Origin of the sequence: Limnothrix sp. PR1529 (assembly GCF_002742025.1) — a bacterium.
Classification (GTDB): Bacteria; Cyanobacteriota; Cyanobacteriia; order CACIAM-69d; family CACIAM-69d; genus CACIAM-69d.
The window spans coordinates 62276-77809 of the sequence record NZ_LIRO01000070.1 but is presented as its reverse complement, the minus strand read 5'-3'; the positions used below and the strand labels follow the sequence as shown (position 1 = coordinate 77809).

General features: G+C 56.1%; 15 protein-coding genes. 6 read left to right on the top strand and 9 right to left on the bottom strand.

Annotation, left to right across the window (positions count from 1 at the left end; translation table 11 throughout):
* The first annotated feature begins 27 nt into the window (after positions 1–27).
* Together AMR42_RS11560 and AMR42_RS11555 are read left to right on the top strand one after the other, a co-directional pair.
* Positions 28–630: a TVP38/TMEM64 family protein gene (locus AMR42_RS11560; RefSeq protein ID WP_099533609.1), complete on the top strand. Its 603-nt coding sequence runs from the start codon at positions 28–30 to the stop codon at positions 628–630.
* A 377-nt stretch (positions 631–1007) separates the two neighbouring features.
* Positions 1008–2204, top strand: a complete 1197-nt coding sequence (locus AMR42_RS11555; protein WP_099533608.1) for a histidine kinase — start codon at positions 1008–1010, stop codon at positions 2202–2204.
* Between the two features lie 178 nt (positions 2205–2382).
* On the opposite strand, the gene clpS is transcribed toward AMR42_RS11555, so the two are convergent.
* From clpS to secD, 4 genes are all read right to left on the bottom strand, one after another.
* The gene (gene clpS / locus AMR42_RS11550) at positions 2383–2670 is read right to left on the bottom strand and encodes an ATP-dependent Clp protease adapter ClpS (RefSeq protein WP_099533615.1); all 288 of its coding nucleotides are present in this window, start codon (positions 2668–2670) and stop codon (positions 2383–2385) included.
* 209 nt (positions 2671–2879) lie between these two features.
* Positions 2880–3161, bottom strand: coding sequence for a hypothetical protein (locus tag AMR42_RS11545; protein WP_143473041.1), 282 nt, complete (start codon positions 3159–3161; stop codon positions 2880–2882).
* A 205-nt stretch (positions 3162–3366) separates the two neighbouring features.
* Positions 3367–4362, bottom strand: coding sequence for a protein translocase subunit SecF (gene secF / locus AMR42_RS11540; RefSeq protein WP_099533606.1), 996 nt, complete (start codon positions 4360–4362; stop codon positions 3367–3369).
* A 48-nt stretch (positions 4363–4410) separates the two neighbouring features.
* Positions 4411–5829 (bottom strand): protein translocase subunit SecD, encoded by a 1419-nt coding sequence (gene secD, locus AMR42_RS11535; RefSeq protein WP_099533605.1) that lies wholly within the window; start codon positions 5827–5829, stop codon positions 4411–4413.
* Positions 5830–6257: 428 nt separating this feature from the next.
* Between secD and AMR42_RS11530 the strand changes: the two genes are divergently transcribed.
* The 3 genes from AMR42_RS11530 (at position 6258) to AMR42_RS11520 (ending at position 9850) form a co-directional block, all read left to right on the top strand.
* Positions 6258–7400: a GUN4 domain-containing protein gene (locus tag AMR42_RS11530; protein WP_099533604.1), complete on the top strand. Its 1143-nt coding sequence runs from the start codon at positions 6258–6260 to the stop codon at positions 7398–7400.
* Entirely contained in the window at positions 7397–9085 is a 1689-nt protein-coding gene (locus tag AMR42_RS11525; protein WP_099533603.1) for a glycosyltransferase family 39 protein, read from the top strand. Before AMR42_RS11530 ends, AMR42_RS11525 begins: the two co-directional genes overlap by 4 nt.
* A 234-nt stretch (positions 9086–9319) precedes the next feature.
* Positions 9320–9850 (top strand): DUF4149 domain-containing protein, encoded by a 531-nt coding sequence (locus tag AMR42_RS11520; RefSeq protein ID WP_099533602.1) that lies wholly within the window; start codon positions 9320–9322, stop codon positions 9848–9850.
* Between the two features lie 25 nt (positions 9851–9875).
* Here AMR42_RS11520 and AMR42_RS11515 read toward each other — a convergent pair whose 3' ends face one another.
* The 3 genes from AMR42_RS11515 to trpS form a co-directional block, all read right to left on the bottom strand.
* Positions 9876–10184: a hypothetical protein gene (locus AMR42_RS11515; RefSeq protein WP_099533601.1), complete on the bottom strand. Its 309-nt coding sequence runs from the start codon at positions 10182–10184 to the stop codon at positions 9876–9878.
* 14 nt (positions 10185–10198) lie between these two features.
* A complete protein-coding gene (locus AMR42_RS11510; RefSeq protein ID WP_099533600.1) occupies positions 10199–10855 on the bottom strand; it encodes an SDR family oxidoreductase in 657 nt (218 codons plus the stop codon).
* Positions 10856–10950: 95 nt separating this feature from the next.
* A complete protein-coding gene (trpS, locus tag AMR42_RS11505) occupies positions 10951–11970 on the bottom strand; it encodes a tryptophan--tRNA ligase (RefSeq protein ID WP_099533599.1) in 1020 nt (339 codons plus the stop codon).
* A 278-nt stretch (positions 11971–12248) separates the two neighbouring features.
* Between trpS and AMR42_RS11495 the strand changes: the two genes are divergently transcribed.
* On the top strand, positions 12249–12662 hold the full coding sequence (locus AMR42_RS11495; RefSeq protein WP_143473040.1) for a hypothetical protein: 414 nt from the start codon (positions 12249–12251) through the stop codon (positions 12660–12662).
* On the opposite strand, the gene AMR42_RS11490 is transcribed toward AMR42_RS11495, so the two are convergent.
* Both AMR42_RS11490 and dcd read right to left on the bottom strand, forming a co-directional pair.
* Positions 12659–14758, bottom strand: coding sequence for an FAD-dependent thymidylate synthase (locus tag AMR42_RS11490; RefSeq protein ID WP_099533596.1), 2100 nt, complete (start codon positions 14756–14758; stop codon positions 12659–12661). The genes AMR42_RS11495 and AMR42_RS11490 overlap by 4 nt on opposite strands.
* 69 nt (positions 14759–14827) lie before the next feature.
* The gene (dcd, locus tag AMR42_RS11485; RefSeq protein WP_099533595.1) at positions 14828–15409 is read right to left on the bottom strand and encodes a dCTP deaminase; all 582 of its coding nucleotides are present in this window, start codon (positions 15407–15409) and stop codon (positions 14828–14830) included.
* Positions 15410–15534 lie beyond the last annotated feature (125 nt).

Here is a 15534-nt window from a genome sequence, read left to right as displayed (position 1 = left end):
TTCTTGGAGTGGGTTTCATCGGAAATTATGCATCTGGGGCCCTGGAGTGGCGTCGCCTTCATGGTTGTGTATGTGGTTGCCACGGTGGCGCTGGTTCCCGGATCGCTGTTGACCTTTGGGGCCGGGGTGCTGTTTGGGGTGGGTTGGGGGTCGGTGATTGTTTTCTGGGCGGCCACGCTGGGGTCGTTGGCAGCGTTCCTGGTGGGGCGCTATGGCATTCGGGATTGGGTGGAACAGCGCTGGATTGCTGGAAATCGACAATTTCAGGCGATCGATCGCGCCATTGCAGAAGATGGCCTCAAGATTGTGTTGCTGATGCGCTTGTCGCCGCTGTTTCCTTTCAATGCCTTGAACTATATGTTGGGGCTAACGCAGGTTTCAATCCGAGACTACCTATTGGCTTCGATCGGGATGTTGCCGGGAACGGTTGCCTATGTCTATATCGGGGCTTCTTTTCGGGACTTGGCCAGCCTGTTTGCGGGGTATGGAGAACGAGCCAAAAGCCCGATCGAGTGGTTGCTCTTTATTTTGGGTTTGATCGCCACCCTAGTTGTAACCGGGATCGTGACGAAGGCGGCCCGCTCGGCGCTCGATCGAATTGCCGCTTCCACCCCTCCCGATTTACCGTAATTGGCAGCTCCCGCTGAAAAAAGCGATAGGCTGGAGAAATCAACACCCATTCAAGCTCAACTTAGCCTGAACTCAACCGACTGGCGACTTTTAGCCTGCGGCCCCATTTCCAACCCCGCCCTTGATCCAGCAACGGCTGATCCAGCGACGGCATTTCTACGGTATTGGTATCGACAGAGGCAACCACTGCCAGCTCCATCACCCCCCACTGCCCTTGATGGGCGTTTGCATGTAGTTTGATTGCAATTGGCTTGCAGCTTGATTTTGATTGACGTTGATTGTAAAGAGTTTGCGCCTTTTTGGCTGGAATGCGGGTGGATGGTCACGGTGCAGGCCCGCCTCGATCCATAACTTATTGATCTTATGGTTCATCGCTTATGTCGGTTTCGCCCGATCCTTTCCCTGCCTCACGCGCGCCCTTGCAACTGCTTCTGTTTGTGGATCACCGCTCCAGTTCCTGGGAGCAAGCAAGCCTAATTCAGGGTCGATTACAGGCCCTAAAAGCCCGCTATCCCTTTGCTTTCGACATTGTGGACGTGGCCGAGCAGCCCTACGTGGCTGAACATTTCCGGCTGATTGCCACGCCTGCGCTGGTGAAGGTGCATCCCCACCCTCGCCAAACCCTGACGGGAATGGACTTGGCCCAGCAACTGGATGCTTGGTGGGAGCGGTGGCAAGAGGCAATTCACGACAGCTTGGACTCGCCGGAGAACAACCAGCCGATGGACATGATGCCGACGGATGGTTCGCCCTCGTCGTTGGCAACGGCGGCGGAGGTGATTCGTCTGTCAGATGAAGTCTTTCGGTTAGGGCGGGAAAAGGCGGAGTTAAGGGAACTGTTGCGGTTTAAGGATCGGGCGATCGAGATTGTGGCCCACGATTTGCGAAACCCTTTGGCCGCAGCTTCGATGGCGATCGAGACCCTGGAGGCCAGCTATCGACCCAACACCATTCAGGCGGCCCAGATGACCGACAGCCTGCGGGAGCGACTGTTGATGCAGGCGCGATCGCAAATTCGGGCGATCGATCGCTTGATTGCCAACCTGTTGGAAGTGTCCCAAGGGGAGGGGCAAGAGGCCGACATTCAACCCCAGTCCGTGGATCTCAAGGCCCTTTGTCACGCGGTGATCGACACCTTCAGCAGCCGAATTAGCCTGAAGCACCAAACCCTAGAAACGGATATTCCCCAGGACTTGCCGGTGGTTTATGCCGACCCCGATCGAATTCGGCAAGTGATTTCCAACCTGCTGGACAATGCCGTGAAATACACGCCGGATGGGGGCACAATCCATGTGGCCGCCCTCCACCGCACCACCCAGAATGTGCAGGTCAGCATTTGCGACAGTGGCCCCGGCATTCCCGACAGCCAACGTAGCTCCATCTTTAAGGAGCGATTCCGACTGCAACGAGATCAACGCTCAGAAGGATATGGCATTGGGCTAGCTGCCTGCCAGCGGGCGATTCGGGCCCACTATGGACAAATTTGGGTTGATGAGCGGCCGGGCGGCGGGAGTTGTTTTCATTTCACCCTCCCGGTTTACCAAAAGCTGGGGTACAAGCCGTCTGCTTTATAGGGCAACCATTAACTGATCAAGAAGATGTCTGAGCAATAACTTGGGGTACTGGCAAAGCACCAGTGTATTGGCAAAGCACCAGTGTATTGGCAAAGCACCAGGATTGGTGGGGGCAAGGGGCTTAAGCCCCTTGTCTTTGGTTCCTTAGAATCGCTCAAAACAACTGATGAATTGGTTCCTATTCATCTGGCTCGATCGTGCTGGTTAGCCCTTTGTTTTTGAGGGTTTCGCAATAAAATTCTGCATGTTCCTGGGCACAGGTAATCACCAAAGCCAAGCCGTTAAAATGGGCTTCCATCATGATGTTAACGGCTTGGGGTTGGGTAAGGCTGCTAACGGTTTGTAACAGCGTTTCCACCACGTATTCCATGGAATTAAAGTCATCGTTATGCAGCAGCACTTTGTAGCGAGGTGCTGGTTTACGGATGGTGGCGGCTGACTTCTTTTCTATGATTTCAACGGACATGGCGTAGTTCCTCGGTAAACGGCATAAGTAACCATTGGGGCGATCGAGCCGTTGGCCTAATTGCTTAAACCCGATTAGCAAGAGGAGCGATCGCTCACTGCAATTCACTCTTTATTATTATCAACTTTTCTCGACAGTCAACTTGCGATCGCGGTTCTGAAAATGCCTAGGTCTGGGGGTTGGTTAAAGCGTTTACGCCTGTGACCCATTTAGGGTTTATGCGGGCGATCGGGCTGCTGATCACAGAAATAATGGCGACCGTAATCGATCAGCGTGGTGACGGTCAGCCCCAGGCAAAGGGACAGGCCAAAAACCGGCCAGCGGTTGAAAAAAATGGCATAGCGCACCGCAGCCCAGGTGAAATAGGTGCGCCAGAGGTCAAACTCTTCGCGCATTGCCCAGAGACTAGCTAGGCCGATCGTGCCCCAACAGAGGACGAGCAGCAACCAGCGCGATCGACTGGGCAAGCGAGAGGAAGAAGGAGCAGGCACGCTTGGGCAAGGGGCGAGGAAGAAAAGACAAACGGCCGATTGAGAAGTCTTTGGGGTCGAGCAAGAAACTGGCATTGGGGCACTCAGCAACAGCAAAGTTGCAGAAGCCCAGCAAACCCGTTCAGTAGCCCTGTTCAGCTAACCAATTTAGCCAACCGATTCAGCCAACCAATTTAGCCAACCGATTCAGCAAAGAAGGGAATGGCTAAATAGAGTCTTGGAGCTTGGTTTCGGTTTCCGTGGCAGGTTTGGGGGGCACATAGCCTGGGCGCGATCGCCACCAGGCTAGCAGGGTACTGGCGATGAAAATACTGGAGTAAGCCCCAGAGATGAACCCAATGATCAGGGCTAGCGAAAAGTCCCGCAGGGTGGAACCCCCAAACAGGAAGATCGCCACAACCGAAAGCAAGGTGCTGGCGGTGGTGTTGAGCGATCGGGTCAGGGTTTGATTCACCGCATCGTTCACTACTGTATCGATCGGGGCGGTGGGATTTTGGGCAATGTTTTCCCGCACCCGATCGTAAATCACCACAGTGTCATTCACGGAAAAGCCAATGATCGTCAGCAGGGCCACGATAAACAGCGTGTCAATTTCCGTGCCGCCAAACCAGCCCATGGCCGCAAATGCCCCGGCCGTAATCAGCACATCGTGGATTAGGGCCACCACCGCAAAAATAGCGTAGTCCCACTGGAAGCGAAAACGCAGGTAGATCACAATGCCCAGCAGGGAAAGCAACACAGCCATCACCCCGGAGTTCAGCACCTGCTGCCCCAGCACGGGCCCCACCGTGTCAATCAGCGTTCCTTGGGCATCAAACTTGCCCAATTTGGCTTCCAGGGCGGTCACCAAGGCCGTGCGCTTCTCGGCCGCTAAATCCTGCGATCGAATGGCGATGATATGTCGGTCTTGGGCCTTGGAATCCACATCCAACAACTGGACAGCCGCGCCGCCCAAATCCTGTTCGTTCAGCACGGCCCGCACATCGGCCAGCTCCACAGGTTTTTGGCATTGGGGTTGGGCTCCGGTGGCTGGGCAGTCCAGTTGCAGTTGCAGGCGAGTTCCCCCCACAAAGTCCAGTCCCAACTTCAGGGGCGTGCCAAAGGTGACCATGCAACCAATCACGGCGATCGCCCCGGCAACGGTCAAGGCCAGGGACAGCGACCACCACAACCGACTTTTTTCAATAATCTTCAGGTTCATCGCGCTTGCTGATTCAGGAGGGCAGGTGGAATGGGGCGAAGGGGGGCGCTAGTTGCCCGAGCCAGCCGTTTTCAGATTGGCGGCCTTTAGACCGGGGCAATACCACTCAGGACGGCGCAGGGAAGGAATACTGAGGGCCACAAACAACAGAGTGCGGCTACAGGTGAGGGCGGTGAACATGCTCAACAACACCCCGATCGCCAGGGTGAGGGCAAACCCTTTGACCAAACCTGTGCCCAGCCAAAACAGCACCACACAGGCAATCAGGGTGGTGACGTTACCATCCAAAATGCTGGAAAACGCCCGATAGAAACCGGATTCGACCGATCGATAAAGACTCTTGCCCGCTTGCAATTCCTCGCGGGTGCGCTCAAAGATCAGCACGTTGGCATCCACCGCCATCCCGATGCTGAGAATGAAACCCGCAATCCCTGGTAACGAGAGGGTGACAGGCACTAACGCGAATACTGCAAAGTTCAACAGGGCATAGATCATCAGGGCTAAGTCTGCCACCACGCCGGGCAGGCGATAGTAGATGGCCATAAAGATCAGCACCAACACCAAGCCACCCACACCGGCCCAAATGCTGCTTTCTACGCTGTCGCGACCCAAAGTTGCGCCTACGGTGCGGGTTTCCACCAACTTCACGGGCAGGGGCAAGGCTCCACCCTTCAGTTGAATTACCAACTCTTGGGAGGAGTCGGCGGTGAAGTTACCGCGAATTTCGGTGCTGCCGCCGGTAATTCCCAATTGGGCATATTCCGGCCCCACCACGGGTGCGGTTAACAAGTCCCGATCGAGAAAAATACCCAGGCCGCGACCCGTGCCCGCCAGTTTTTTGGTCAGTTCCGCATAGCGATCGGCGGCATCGGCTGAAAAGCGAATAATCACAACCCAAGAGTTACCCAAGCCACCATCCGGGGCGGCTCCCGCTTCCCGGAGATCTTGGCCCGTGAGCACCGCTTTTTCAAACAGTTGGCTAATGGCTTCCTGGCTCCGTTCGATCGCCCGCTGATTTTCGTCGATCGCGGCTTTGTCCCCTGCCTGAATCAGCGCGGCCCGTTTCGCCTTCAGCTCGTCGTAAACTTGCCGTTCCGCTTGGTATTGGGCCTCGGTTCCCGGTTTTTGCTCCCTAAACTCCAGCCGCGCCGTGTTGCCCAAAACTCGCTCCGCCTGTTCCGGGTCGCTGACCCCCGGCAGTTGCACCACCAGCTTGTCGCTGCCGGACGTTTGCACCAGGGCTTCGGAAACCCCCAGCTCATTAATCCGGTTATCAATAACTTTGCGGACGGCCGAGAGATCTTCGGGCGTGACCTGGGGAATTTCCGGCGTGGTCATGACCTGGAGTGTCAGTTGGGAGCCACCGCGTAGGTCAAGCCCCAACTGCACGGGCAGGTTAACAATCACGGCGATCGCCGCGATCGTCAGCACCACAATGAAACCAAGGGTAAATTTTTGGCGTTGCATAGGCCTCAGGATTGCGCGTCGCCGATCGGCTGAACCAACGACCCCCGAAACGGGCCGGATGTCGCAACGAACATACTACACCGCAACCCCGACCGCCGAAGCGAGTGATCGCGGCTGTAACCCTTGAACTGTTTATGAACCTTCGGCACTGGATTGGTACTGAACTGAATTGGTACTGAGTTGGCGCTGCATTGATTCTGCATAGCGCTGCCATCAATCTGCGATCCCAACGGTTGATTAACCCCAGCAGCTCAGGCAACGACCCGCAGGGTTCATCAACAGGGGTTCATTAACACGCTGAGCGCCAGGAAACAGGAACCAGAAAATCAGGCAAAATAACCCACAGACAAACGCTGATCGCCCCCGATGGTTGCAAAATCTTGCATAACTGGAGCGATCGCCCGGGGTTGAGCAACGCAGGAGAATGCATGGCTGAGTTATCCACCTGCCTGGACTGTGGCGGAGCGGTGCCCTTGGGGGCGGCGGCCTGTCCCCATTGCGGGGCGATCGACTATTTGGGATTGCCCTGTGCGGTTTGTCAGCAGCCGATCGCCCCCTCGGCGGTGGTTTATTTACCCCAGTTACAGCGCTTCTTTCATGAAGACTGCTTGGCTCAGGTGCAATTAGCCCCGCGCCCCTGTGGCAGTTGTGGAGCCTTGGCCCTGGACGCGTCCTTGGAACATTGCCCCAACTGTGGTGCGCCTCTGGATCACCAGGCCTGTAAATTTTGTGGCCATGCCTTTGCACCAGAGCTGACCGGCTGTGAGGATTGGATCCACAAAGTTGAACGAGATGGCCTGCTCATTTACGAAGATATTGCCCGCCGAGGCGAAGCCCATCGGATTTGTGCGGAAGCAAGGGGCGGGTTTGCCCGCCAAGATTTATATCAGGATTTGTTTGAAGCATTGAAAGTGGGAGATTGGCGATCGGCCGATCGGGAAACTGATCGGCTAGTGCGTTACTTTGCCGCCCAATGCTCCTTTCTGGAATTACCCACGGCGGAACTGCAACAGATTGATGAGCTGTGGGTGACCTACAGTCGCGGGCAATTTGGCTGGAGCATTCAAGCGGCCCTGTGGACAGAATTGGGCGGGCAGCCGGGAGAGTGGGATTCAGAGGTTTATGAGCAGTTGGCGGACTATGTGGGCTGGCAAGTGACCCTGTTTGATCCTGATGCGGTGGCCCAGGATGACTGGCAACGGCTGGCCCTTTGGTGGCAACGGTTTCGGGGCACTGCGCCCGATCGGGTGGTGGAACTGATTCCTTACGATTCCCTCATTTTTGACCTGTCGGCTCCGGTGGGTCATTTGCCCTACCCCGGTGCGGAGACGGGGCGCAACTTTGCAGCGGGGCGATCGCGCCAAGACTCTTGGGATGTACCCTATTTGGCGCTTCACTGGCCCCCGGCCGATTGGTCGGCCGTCGAGGAGGATCGATTCATGAATGATGACCAGGAGCATGGGTTGAGATTGCCAGCGGATGATGTTCCCGATGATGATCTCCCTGAGGATTTCGATGATTTGCCGGATGCCGCCGCTGAGATTGCCCGCGATCGGGATGTGAACCCATGAGCAGCTCCCCGAAGCGATCGAGCCGATTTGGAAATTTAGGCGGTTTTTGGCCCGGCGGGTTTGGGCCGGGCCGATCGGGTTGGGTGCTTGGGTTCGTCTTGGTGGTGGCGGTGCTGTTGCGGTTTTCGGCTCTTGATCGCGCGGTTTACTGGTACGACGAAACCATCACCTCCGTCCGCATTGCGGGTTATACCAAGGAGCAAGTGGAGGACTTTTTCCAGCCCCAGGGGCGGCCCGTTTTCCCCGCTGATTTAGTTCCCTTGCAGCGATCGGGCGATCATCCTTGGCTGGCGACGCTCCACAGCCTGGCCACCGAAACCCCCGACCAAGTGCCGCTCTATTACCTGCTGCTGCGGGGCTGGACGCATTTGGCAGGGGACTCGGTAGCGGCGATTCGGGCCTTTTCTGCCCTGGTGAGCCTGCTGGTGTTTCCGGCTTTGGTTCTGTTTGGGCAGGCTTGGTTAGCCGATTGGCCCAGGGCCCGATCGGTGATTGGTTTGGCGATCGGTCTGGTGGCTGTTTCCCCGATCCAAGTGGTCTATGCCCGCGAAGCCCGGGGCTACAGTTTGGCGGTGGTGTTGTTTTTGTTGGCCAGTTGGGCCCTGTTGCGTGCTCTGCGGCTCGATCGCTTGGGCAAACCCACCCGATCGGCCTGGATGACCTACGGAGTCTTGGTGGCCTGCAATTTCTATGGCCATTTGCCCTTGGCCCTCGGGATTGCTGCTCAAGGAGCCTACGTGGCCCTGCGGGGATGGCTGGAGCGATCGCACCGGGGTTGGAATGCCTTGCGCCATAACCTTTTGGCCTGGGGTGGTTCCCTGTTGGGGGCGCTGGTGCTGTTCAGTCCCTGGCTGGTTTGTTGGTTGACCTATCGAAAACCCATGGGTTGGATCGATCGGGAGCTGACTTGGGGAACCTTGGTGCAGCGTTGGGGCCTGAATTTCAGCGCGATCGCTCTGGATTGGCAAGCCTGTTTCGATCGGCCCCTGTTTGACATCACCCAGGAAACCGACCCGATCGCTCTGTCCTGGCATTGGCTCCCGATCGGGTTGTTGCTGGCGATGGTTGCACTCAGCATCCGGCGCTTGCTGCGGGTCACGCCGCCGGACATTTGGCTGTTTCCCCTACTGACTGGCGCGATCGCCCTGCCCTTTGCCCTGTTGGATGCGGTGGATGGTGGCCAGCGATCGACCATTGCCCGCTACTTCCTTCCGGCCTACTTGGCCCTCACCTGGGTGCTGGCCTTTGGCCTCAGCGAAGCTTGGGCTAACCAACGGCGGCGGCCTTGGGCTGCGGGGGCGATCGCCCTGTTGTGGGTGGTGGGGCTGTGGTCCAGTAGCCAAGGCGTGATGGCTCCCACCTGGTGGAACAAATACAGTAGTTACGACGATCCGGCGATCGCCCAGCGGGTGAGCGAGCTTCAGCCACCCGTGGTGATCAGCGGCAATGCTCTGCGGTTGCTTACCCTGGCCCGTCGCCTGCCGTCCCAAGCCCAACTGATTTACCTAGAGGAACCCGATCTGCCCCTTCCTGAAACCATTCAACGGGCGATCGCCTATCGGCCCAAAACAGAATGGCTCGATCGGCTCAAAACCAATCCCCGCTACCAAATCCAGGCGATCGAACCCTTTAACAACACTTGGGTCATTCAAGCGCTCGATCAATCACCCCCCAAAGCGCCCTAGCACTGATCGATCGGCCGATCGTCAACATTGGAACATGACCCATTGTAAAACTTGGGCAATGAGCAACTGAAGAACTTCATTTTTTCGATCAGACCATGATCCTCAATTCTCTAGATTCTTCAGCAATCGCCGGTATTACGGTTCATGTGCAAATCATGAATAAACCCAACAAAGGCTACCGCTGATCTCGGAAGTTTCCTAGGCTAGAAATTGGAATTTAGGAGGCGATCGAGCATGAGTTCTGAATTTAAAACCAGTCTCAGCCACGCTCTCGGTCTGGGGCAATCGGCTTGGAAAATGACCGTTGAGATCGCCCTCTTGTTGTGGGTTGGGGCCACCTTGGCGATCGACCTGGCGGCCATGCCGGCCCTCTACATGGGCGGCATGATGGAGCGGCCCGACTTTGCGCCCGTGGGTTGGTTACTGCTCAATGGGTTCAACCACGTGGGGCTGTTGGTGGCCGGGGTGGTGATGGCCGGTGCGCTGGCCTTGGGATATCGCCACGAAGTGAGCCGCCTCAGCGAGCGGTGGGTGGTGGCGATCGCGGCAGTGCTGATGGCCATTATGTTGATGCAAACCTATTGGCTCGCGCCGACCATGGCGGGGCTAGGGGCTTCCCTGTCTTGGGCTAGCACTGCTCCCTCGGTTCCGGCGGCCATGACCCTTTGGCACGGGGGCTACTTTGGGCTGGAAACCCTGAAGCTGCTGTTGAGTGGCAGCTTGTTGGGGTTATGTGCGCGAGGGGCGGTGGTGCGCCAATCCTAATGGCTTGTTGTGTGCCAGTTTGGGGCTAATTCCCTGGCGTGATCGGGGCGCTGGGGGTGGGTACGCCAATCAGTCCAAATTTTTGGAAGGCAATCACCACCCCTACGGAGATGACCGCCCCGATCGCCAGACCGGCCAAAAGCAAGATCAAGAAAGTGCGCTGCATCAATTTTTTGGTGCGCGCATCCACGCTTTGGGGAGCCACTAGACCGGTGCCGTAGCGATCGCCCCCGGGTTCTCCGGTGGGAGATCCAGGCAGTGAACCGGGCAGCGAACCGGGCAGCGACGACCCAGAACCCCCCAAGGGATTGGGATTGGATGAGTTAGGAAACATTGATCGAACCGCGCTTAAACGCTGGCAAAAAGGGCTGACCAAGGCTGCACGGGGGCATCATCCCGCGCCACGATTTCCACAATTTTGTTGCGGGCCGCCGGTTCCCACAAGGCTTCGACACAAACCTTGGCCACCTGCGATCGGGGAATCGATCCCTCAAAGAGCGTATCGGCAGTGCTCATCACCACAGGGGTGTCCCGATCTTCGTTTTTCAGACCGCCGGGCCGCACGATCGTGTAGGTCAGTCCGCTGTCTTGCAAGTAGCGCTCACCCTGTTGTTTCCAAAACAGAATCAACCAAAACAAATTCAGCGGGTGGAGCAGTTTGGACACACAAAGGGAAGAGACCAGCACCAACTGCTCAATGCCCGCCGCCTTGGCTGCATCGGTTAAGTTCTTGGTTCCCAGATAATCCACCTGCAAGGGCCCCGTTGGATCCAAGCTGGGCCTGGCTCCGGCAGCGCTCAAAACCACTGTGCAACCGGCTAAGGCAGAGTCGATCGAGCGGCGATCGAGTAAATTGCCCTGCACCACTTCCACCGAATCCGGCAAAATCGCGCGAGCGGTGGCCAAATCGCGCACCACGGCCCGCACAGGCACTTGGCGATCGACCAAGGCTTGCACAATTCGCCGGCCCGTTTCGCCGGTTGCACCAAACACCACGGCTTTCATCGCAGTTTCCGTCTCCCTTGTCCAGTTGGTTATGGTCTCAAATCCCGGGGCCGCACCGATCGCCCGTCAGCGGTTGATTAACCCTCGAATCGGCCCTAAAGCGGTCGCGAATAGCCCAAAGCATCCTTCACCCGAAGCAGGGTGGCATTGGCCACGGCGGCCGCCTTTTCGCGACCATCCCGCAACACAGATTCCAGATAGCCCCGATCGCCCATCACTTCGTTATATTTTTGCTGAATTGGCTCCAGCGCCGCGATCGTCGTTTCCGTCAGCAGGGGCTTGAACTGTCCCCAACCCATGTCGGCACATTCCGCCGCCACTTCCTCGCGGGATTTGCCGGACAAAATTTGATAGAGACCCAACAGGTTGTGGCATTCGGGGCGATCGGGGTTATTAAACTCCAAACCGCGCTGGGGGTCAGTTTTGCAGCGCTTAATTTTCTTGGCGATCGTGTCGGGGCTGTCCAACAGCTCAATCCGGCTCATCTCCGTTGGATCCGACTTCGACATCTTCTTCGTCCCGTCCGTCAGGCTCATCACGCGGGCCCCTTCCTTGCGGATGGCGGGTTCAGGCACTTTCAGAATCGGCCGCTCCTCGCTGCCGTATTGATGATTCACCCGAATCGCCACATCGCGGGTTAACTCCAAGTGCTGCTTCTGGTCTTCGCCCACCGGCACCAAATCCGCGTCATAAAGCAAAATATCCGCCGCCATCAACACCGGATAGTCCAGCAGACCCACACTGACATTTTCGCCTTGCTTCAGGGCTTTTTCCTTAAACTGAATCATCCGCTCCAGCCAATTCAGGGGCGTGACGCAATTCAGCAACCAAGCCAATTCGCTGTGGGCGCTCACGTGGGATTGGATGAAGATTGTGGAGCAACTGAGGTCAATTCCACAGGCCAAGTAGAGGGCGGCAATCTTGAAGCTGTCTGCGGCCAACACCGCCGGATTGTGGGGAACGGTGATGGCGTGCAAATCCACCACACAGAAGAAATTGTCGTACTGGTGCTGATCGACGACCCAATTACGGATTGCGCCCAAGTAGTTGCCGAGGTGGATGCTGCCGGTGGGTTGTACGCCGGAGAGAACTCGTTTTTTGCTGGTTTGGCTCATGGGTTGCAAAGGGGGCCGATCGGGTGGAGCAGTTTTCTAGGTTGGGCGGCGCAGAGGGAAACGATCGATGGCTCTTGTTCGTCTAGCAATTCCAACGGGGGAACTGCTGGCGTTTTTTGCCACCGCTTAGGAATCCTAGCGCGGCAGTTCGCCGGATTCAATCTGGATGACGATCGGGTTGGATAGCGATCTGGGTGCAGGCTGGGGCAATAACTTGGCTACAATCCGAGAAATTTTGCCTGAACTGTTGAGCTTGATTAGTGAAGAGGGCGATCGCGATGGGGCGGGTTATGGTCTGGGGATGGCGTTTGAGCGGCGGGGCGATCGGAGTCTTGTTGGGCGTGGGGTTAGGAACAATGGGGGCGATCGCCCAGCCAGCGGCCCCCAGTGGCTCTTCGGGCAGCAGCCCCAAGCCCTCTTTTTTTGAAGAGTCCCGGCGGCCGGCCCGCACAGGCTTTTCCGAAACCTTTGTGATTGATGCCCTGGATGGGATGGCGGATCCTCTGGGTGGGCGCGGTGCAACCGGTAGCGGCACACCCAGCACCGTGAGCGAGGGAGCCAATCGCCCCCGCAGCAACACCCCCAGCGCCACGCCGACTAATCCCAGCTCTCCAGTACCGCCCGGGCTGCCTCCTGGGTTCGATCGCACCACCGTGATTATCATTCGGCCAACCGTCAATAATCAGCGCTAGGGCGACAACCGCGCCTTACCCAACCGATTGGTTTCATACCAGTTGGCCAAGGCCGGCATCCAATCTTTGAAATGCACCATCAACAAGTCGCACAGCTTTTGAATTTCCAACTGTGCGTCAGCTTTGGCCCGCAAATCGAGAATGTGCATGAGCGATCGGGCATTGCAACTCATCACAAAATGCTGGCGCACATCGAAGGGAATCAACCCGCGAGCGTGCTCTTCGGACAGGCCTTCCTCAATCCGTTGCTTATAGCGCTTGCAAGCTTCTAAGCACCAATCCAAATCCGCTTGCCGTTGCTCAGGCGAATAAAAATACTTTTTCCCTTGGCGATCGGCGTAGTAACCAACCGGCCGCAGGTAGAAAATTTCCTCAAGCGATCGAGTGCCATTCAAAACATCCAAAATTCGCATTCCCGAATATCGGAAGGAATTGTGAACCACGAGTCCGTTAGCCACAAAGTTATGCCAATCTCCACTCACCTCCAAGTCATAGGTCATCTGGACTCCCAAGTATTCCACCGCAATCACCCGCACAGGATGAGCTTTCAACTTCCGACTGGGTGGCTTGGGTTTTTCTAGCCAGCAGCTTGAATCAGCCATGACTAACCCTTGCTGGTGAAAACGTTCAGCAAAGGCTTTTTCTTGATGATTGTGGTGAATTGTTTGATGACAGTCGCAACAGAGTGTCACTAAATTATCAAATTCATAGGCCAGACCAGGGTTCGCAAAAACTGGCACTAAATGGTGGGCATGGAGTTCCCCGCCGCGTACACCACAGTTTTGGCAAGTGTAATCAAATTTTTGATGTACTTGGGGGGCGATTTGTCTTGTCCAAGCTGCATTCATCGTGCGTTCCGAAGAAACCCCGCCGCGCCAAAAATTAGATTCCGAACCCCGGCGAGTGAATTGACAGCTCAGGGCGCGTCGAGCTTGACGGGAATCGTCTGATAAATGCAGGCTATAGCCCCCTCGATTTTTGTTCCAGGGTGTTGCCTGGCCAGCGGGGCGTTTGTTGAGAGTTAACCCGTAGTGATACACCCATTTTTTAATTGCAGAGACGGAACAACCCGCCAGGACAGCCATTTCATCCGCATAGGATCCGGCTGAAATCTGGTCTTTCAACCACTGAACATCCCTATGTACGGGACAATCCTGATTCTTAAATTTGGGTTGTTCACCTGCGCGTCGTCCAGGGTGGCTTTTGGGCAAGGTCAAACCATAGCGCTCTGACCAAATGCGAATGGTTTTAGAGCTGCAACGGGCCAGACGAGCGATTTCCGGTGCGGTTTTCCCCTGCTGAATTTGATACGTTAACCAGGCTTGGTTTTGGTAAGTGGGTATTTCCGCAGAAACAGCAATCCCGTTGCACATGACAAAGCGATCGCGCTCAATCCGTAGAACCTCACCTTGTTCGTCCACGACTAGCCCAACAGCTTCTGCCATTGTTTTCCAGCCCTGATCTGTGAACAAACGATGGTTCGTGGTGCAGTCCAATGTCTTTCCATTTTCGAGTGTCACTCGATAAACGGGTTGCAGACCACTGCACATCACGTCTTGAATATGACCCGTTTCAAAAAAGCCGGTTTCTTCATTGAGCACCCGCAATCGCATTTTTTGCAGGCGTTTTCGACAACTTCGTCGATAGGTTCCTGGTGGTTCACCATGGCGACCTCGAATTTGGCGCTCTCGGATAGACCGTTCGCCATTTGTCCAGAGGTCATGAAGTTCAGCGATCGTTCTTTTGTGTTTTTGACTAGTTTCACCTTCACAGTTAACAAAGGTGATTTCTGTGCTGCCTGCTAGACATTGAACATCGAAGGAGATTCCTACTCGATGAGTTCGCAATTGCTGCATGGTTGAATGGGGGAAAAAGCCCACATTAAACACAATTTGCGGATGCTCGATCGGCCCAAAATGTCCCCGATTTCCTTGTAAGAGGTGCTTGATAATTAATTCACCCGCTCGGGCCTCGTCGGGGAATTGATCGCGCTCATCAACCACAAAGTTTTCTGAATAATCTTGGTGCATGGCTGCCCACACCAACTGCTGAGGATTGGGCATGGCGGAAAGCACTTCAACGCGAAACAAATCCATGACGTTCGAGGGAAAGCGACAATGAGGGGCAGGAAAAGGGAGATGGATAACCGGCAAACTGGGTGCGAATTAGACTCGGGCAATCACGATCGACTCGGGTTGGTCTTGATATTTCCCCCGGCGAGTTTCATAGCTGACTTCGCAAGGATCCCCTTCCATAAAGAGCAATTGCACAATGCCTTCATTGGCATAGATCCGGCAATCGGCGCTCGATGCGTTGGAAATTTCCAGGGTCAAATGGCCGCGCCAGCCCGCCTCCGCTGGGGTCAAGTTGGCAATCAGTCCGACACGGGCGTAGGTGCTTTTGCCGATGCAAAGGACGGTGATGGTGTCGGGAATTTGCAAATGCTCTAGGGCGACTCCGAGGCCGTAGGAGTGGGCCGGCAGGATGAAAAATTCACCGTTCTCATCGCGGTGTAGCTCGGCGGGATCCAGGTTGGCGGGGTTGAAGTTTTTGGGATCAACGACTGTGCCAGGAATGTGGCGAAAAATTTTGAATTCCTTGGGCGACAGGCGGATGTCATAGCCAAAACTGCTGCACCCATAGGAGATGACGGGATGCTGCTCGATGCGCCGTACAAGTTTTGGCTCGAAGGGGGAAATCATCCCTTGGCGGGCCATCTCGGTAATCCAGGCATCGTTCTTGAGCATGATCGTCAGCGAGTGAGGTAGGGCAGCAAGCCACCTTAGCATAAAGCAGCCTTGGGCTTGCTACCCCTGGCTGTGATGGCTTTCGGGGGCGGCGCAATCTAGGGCGCAGTCCCGATCGAGCAGAC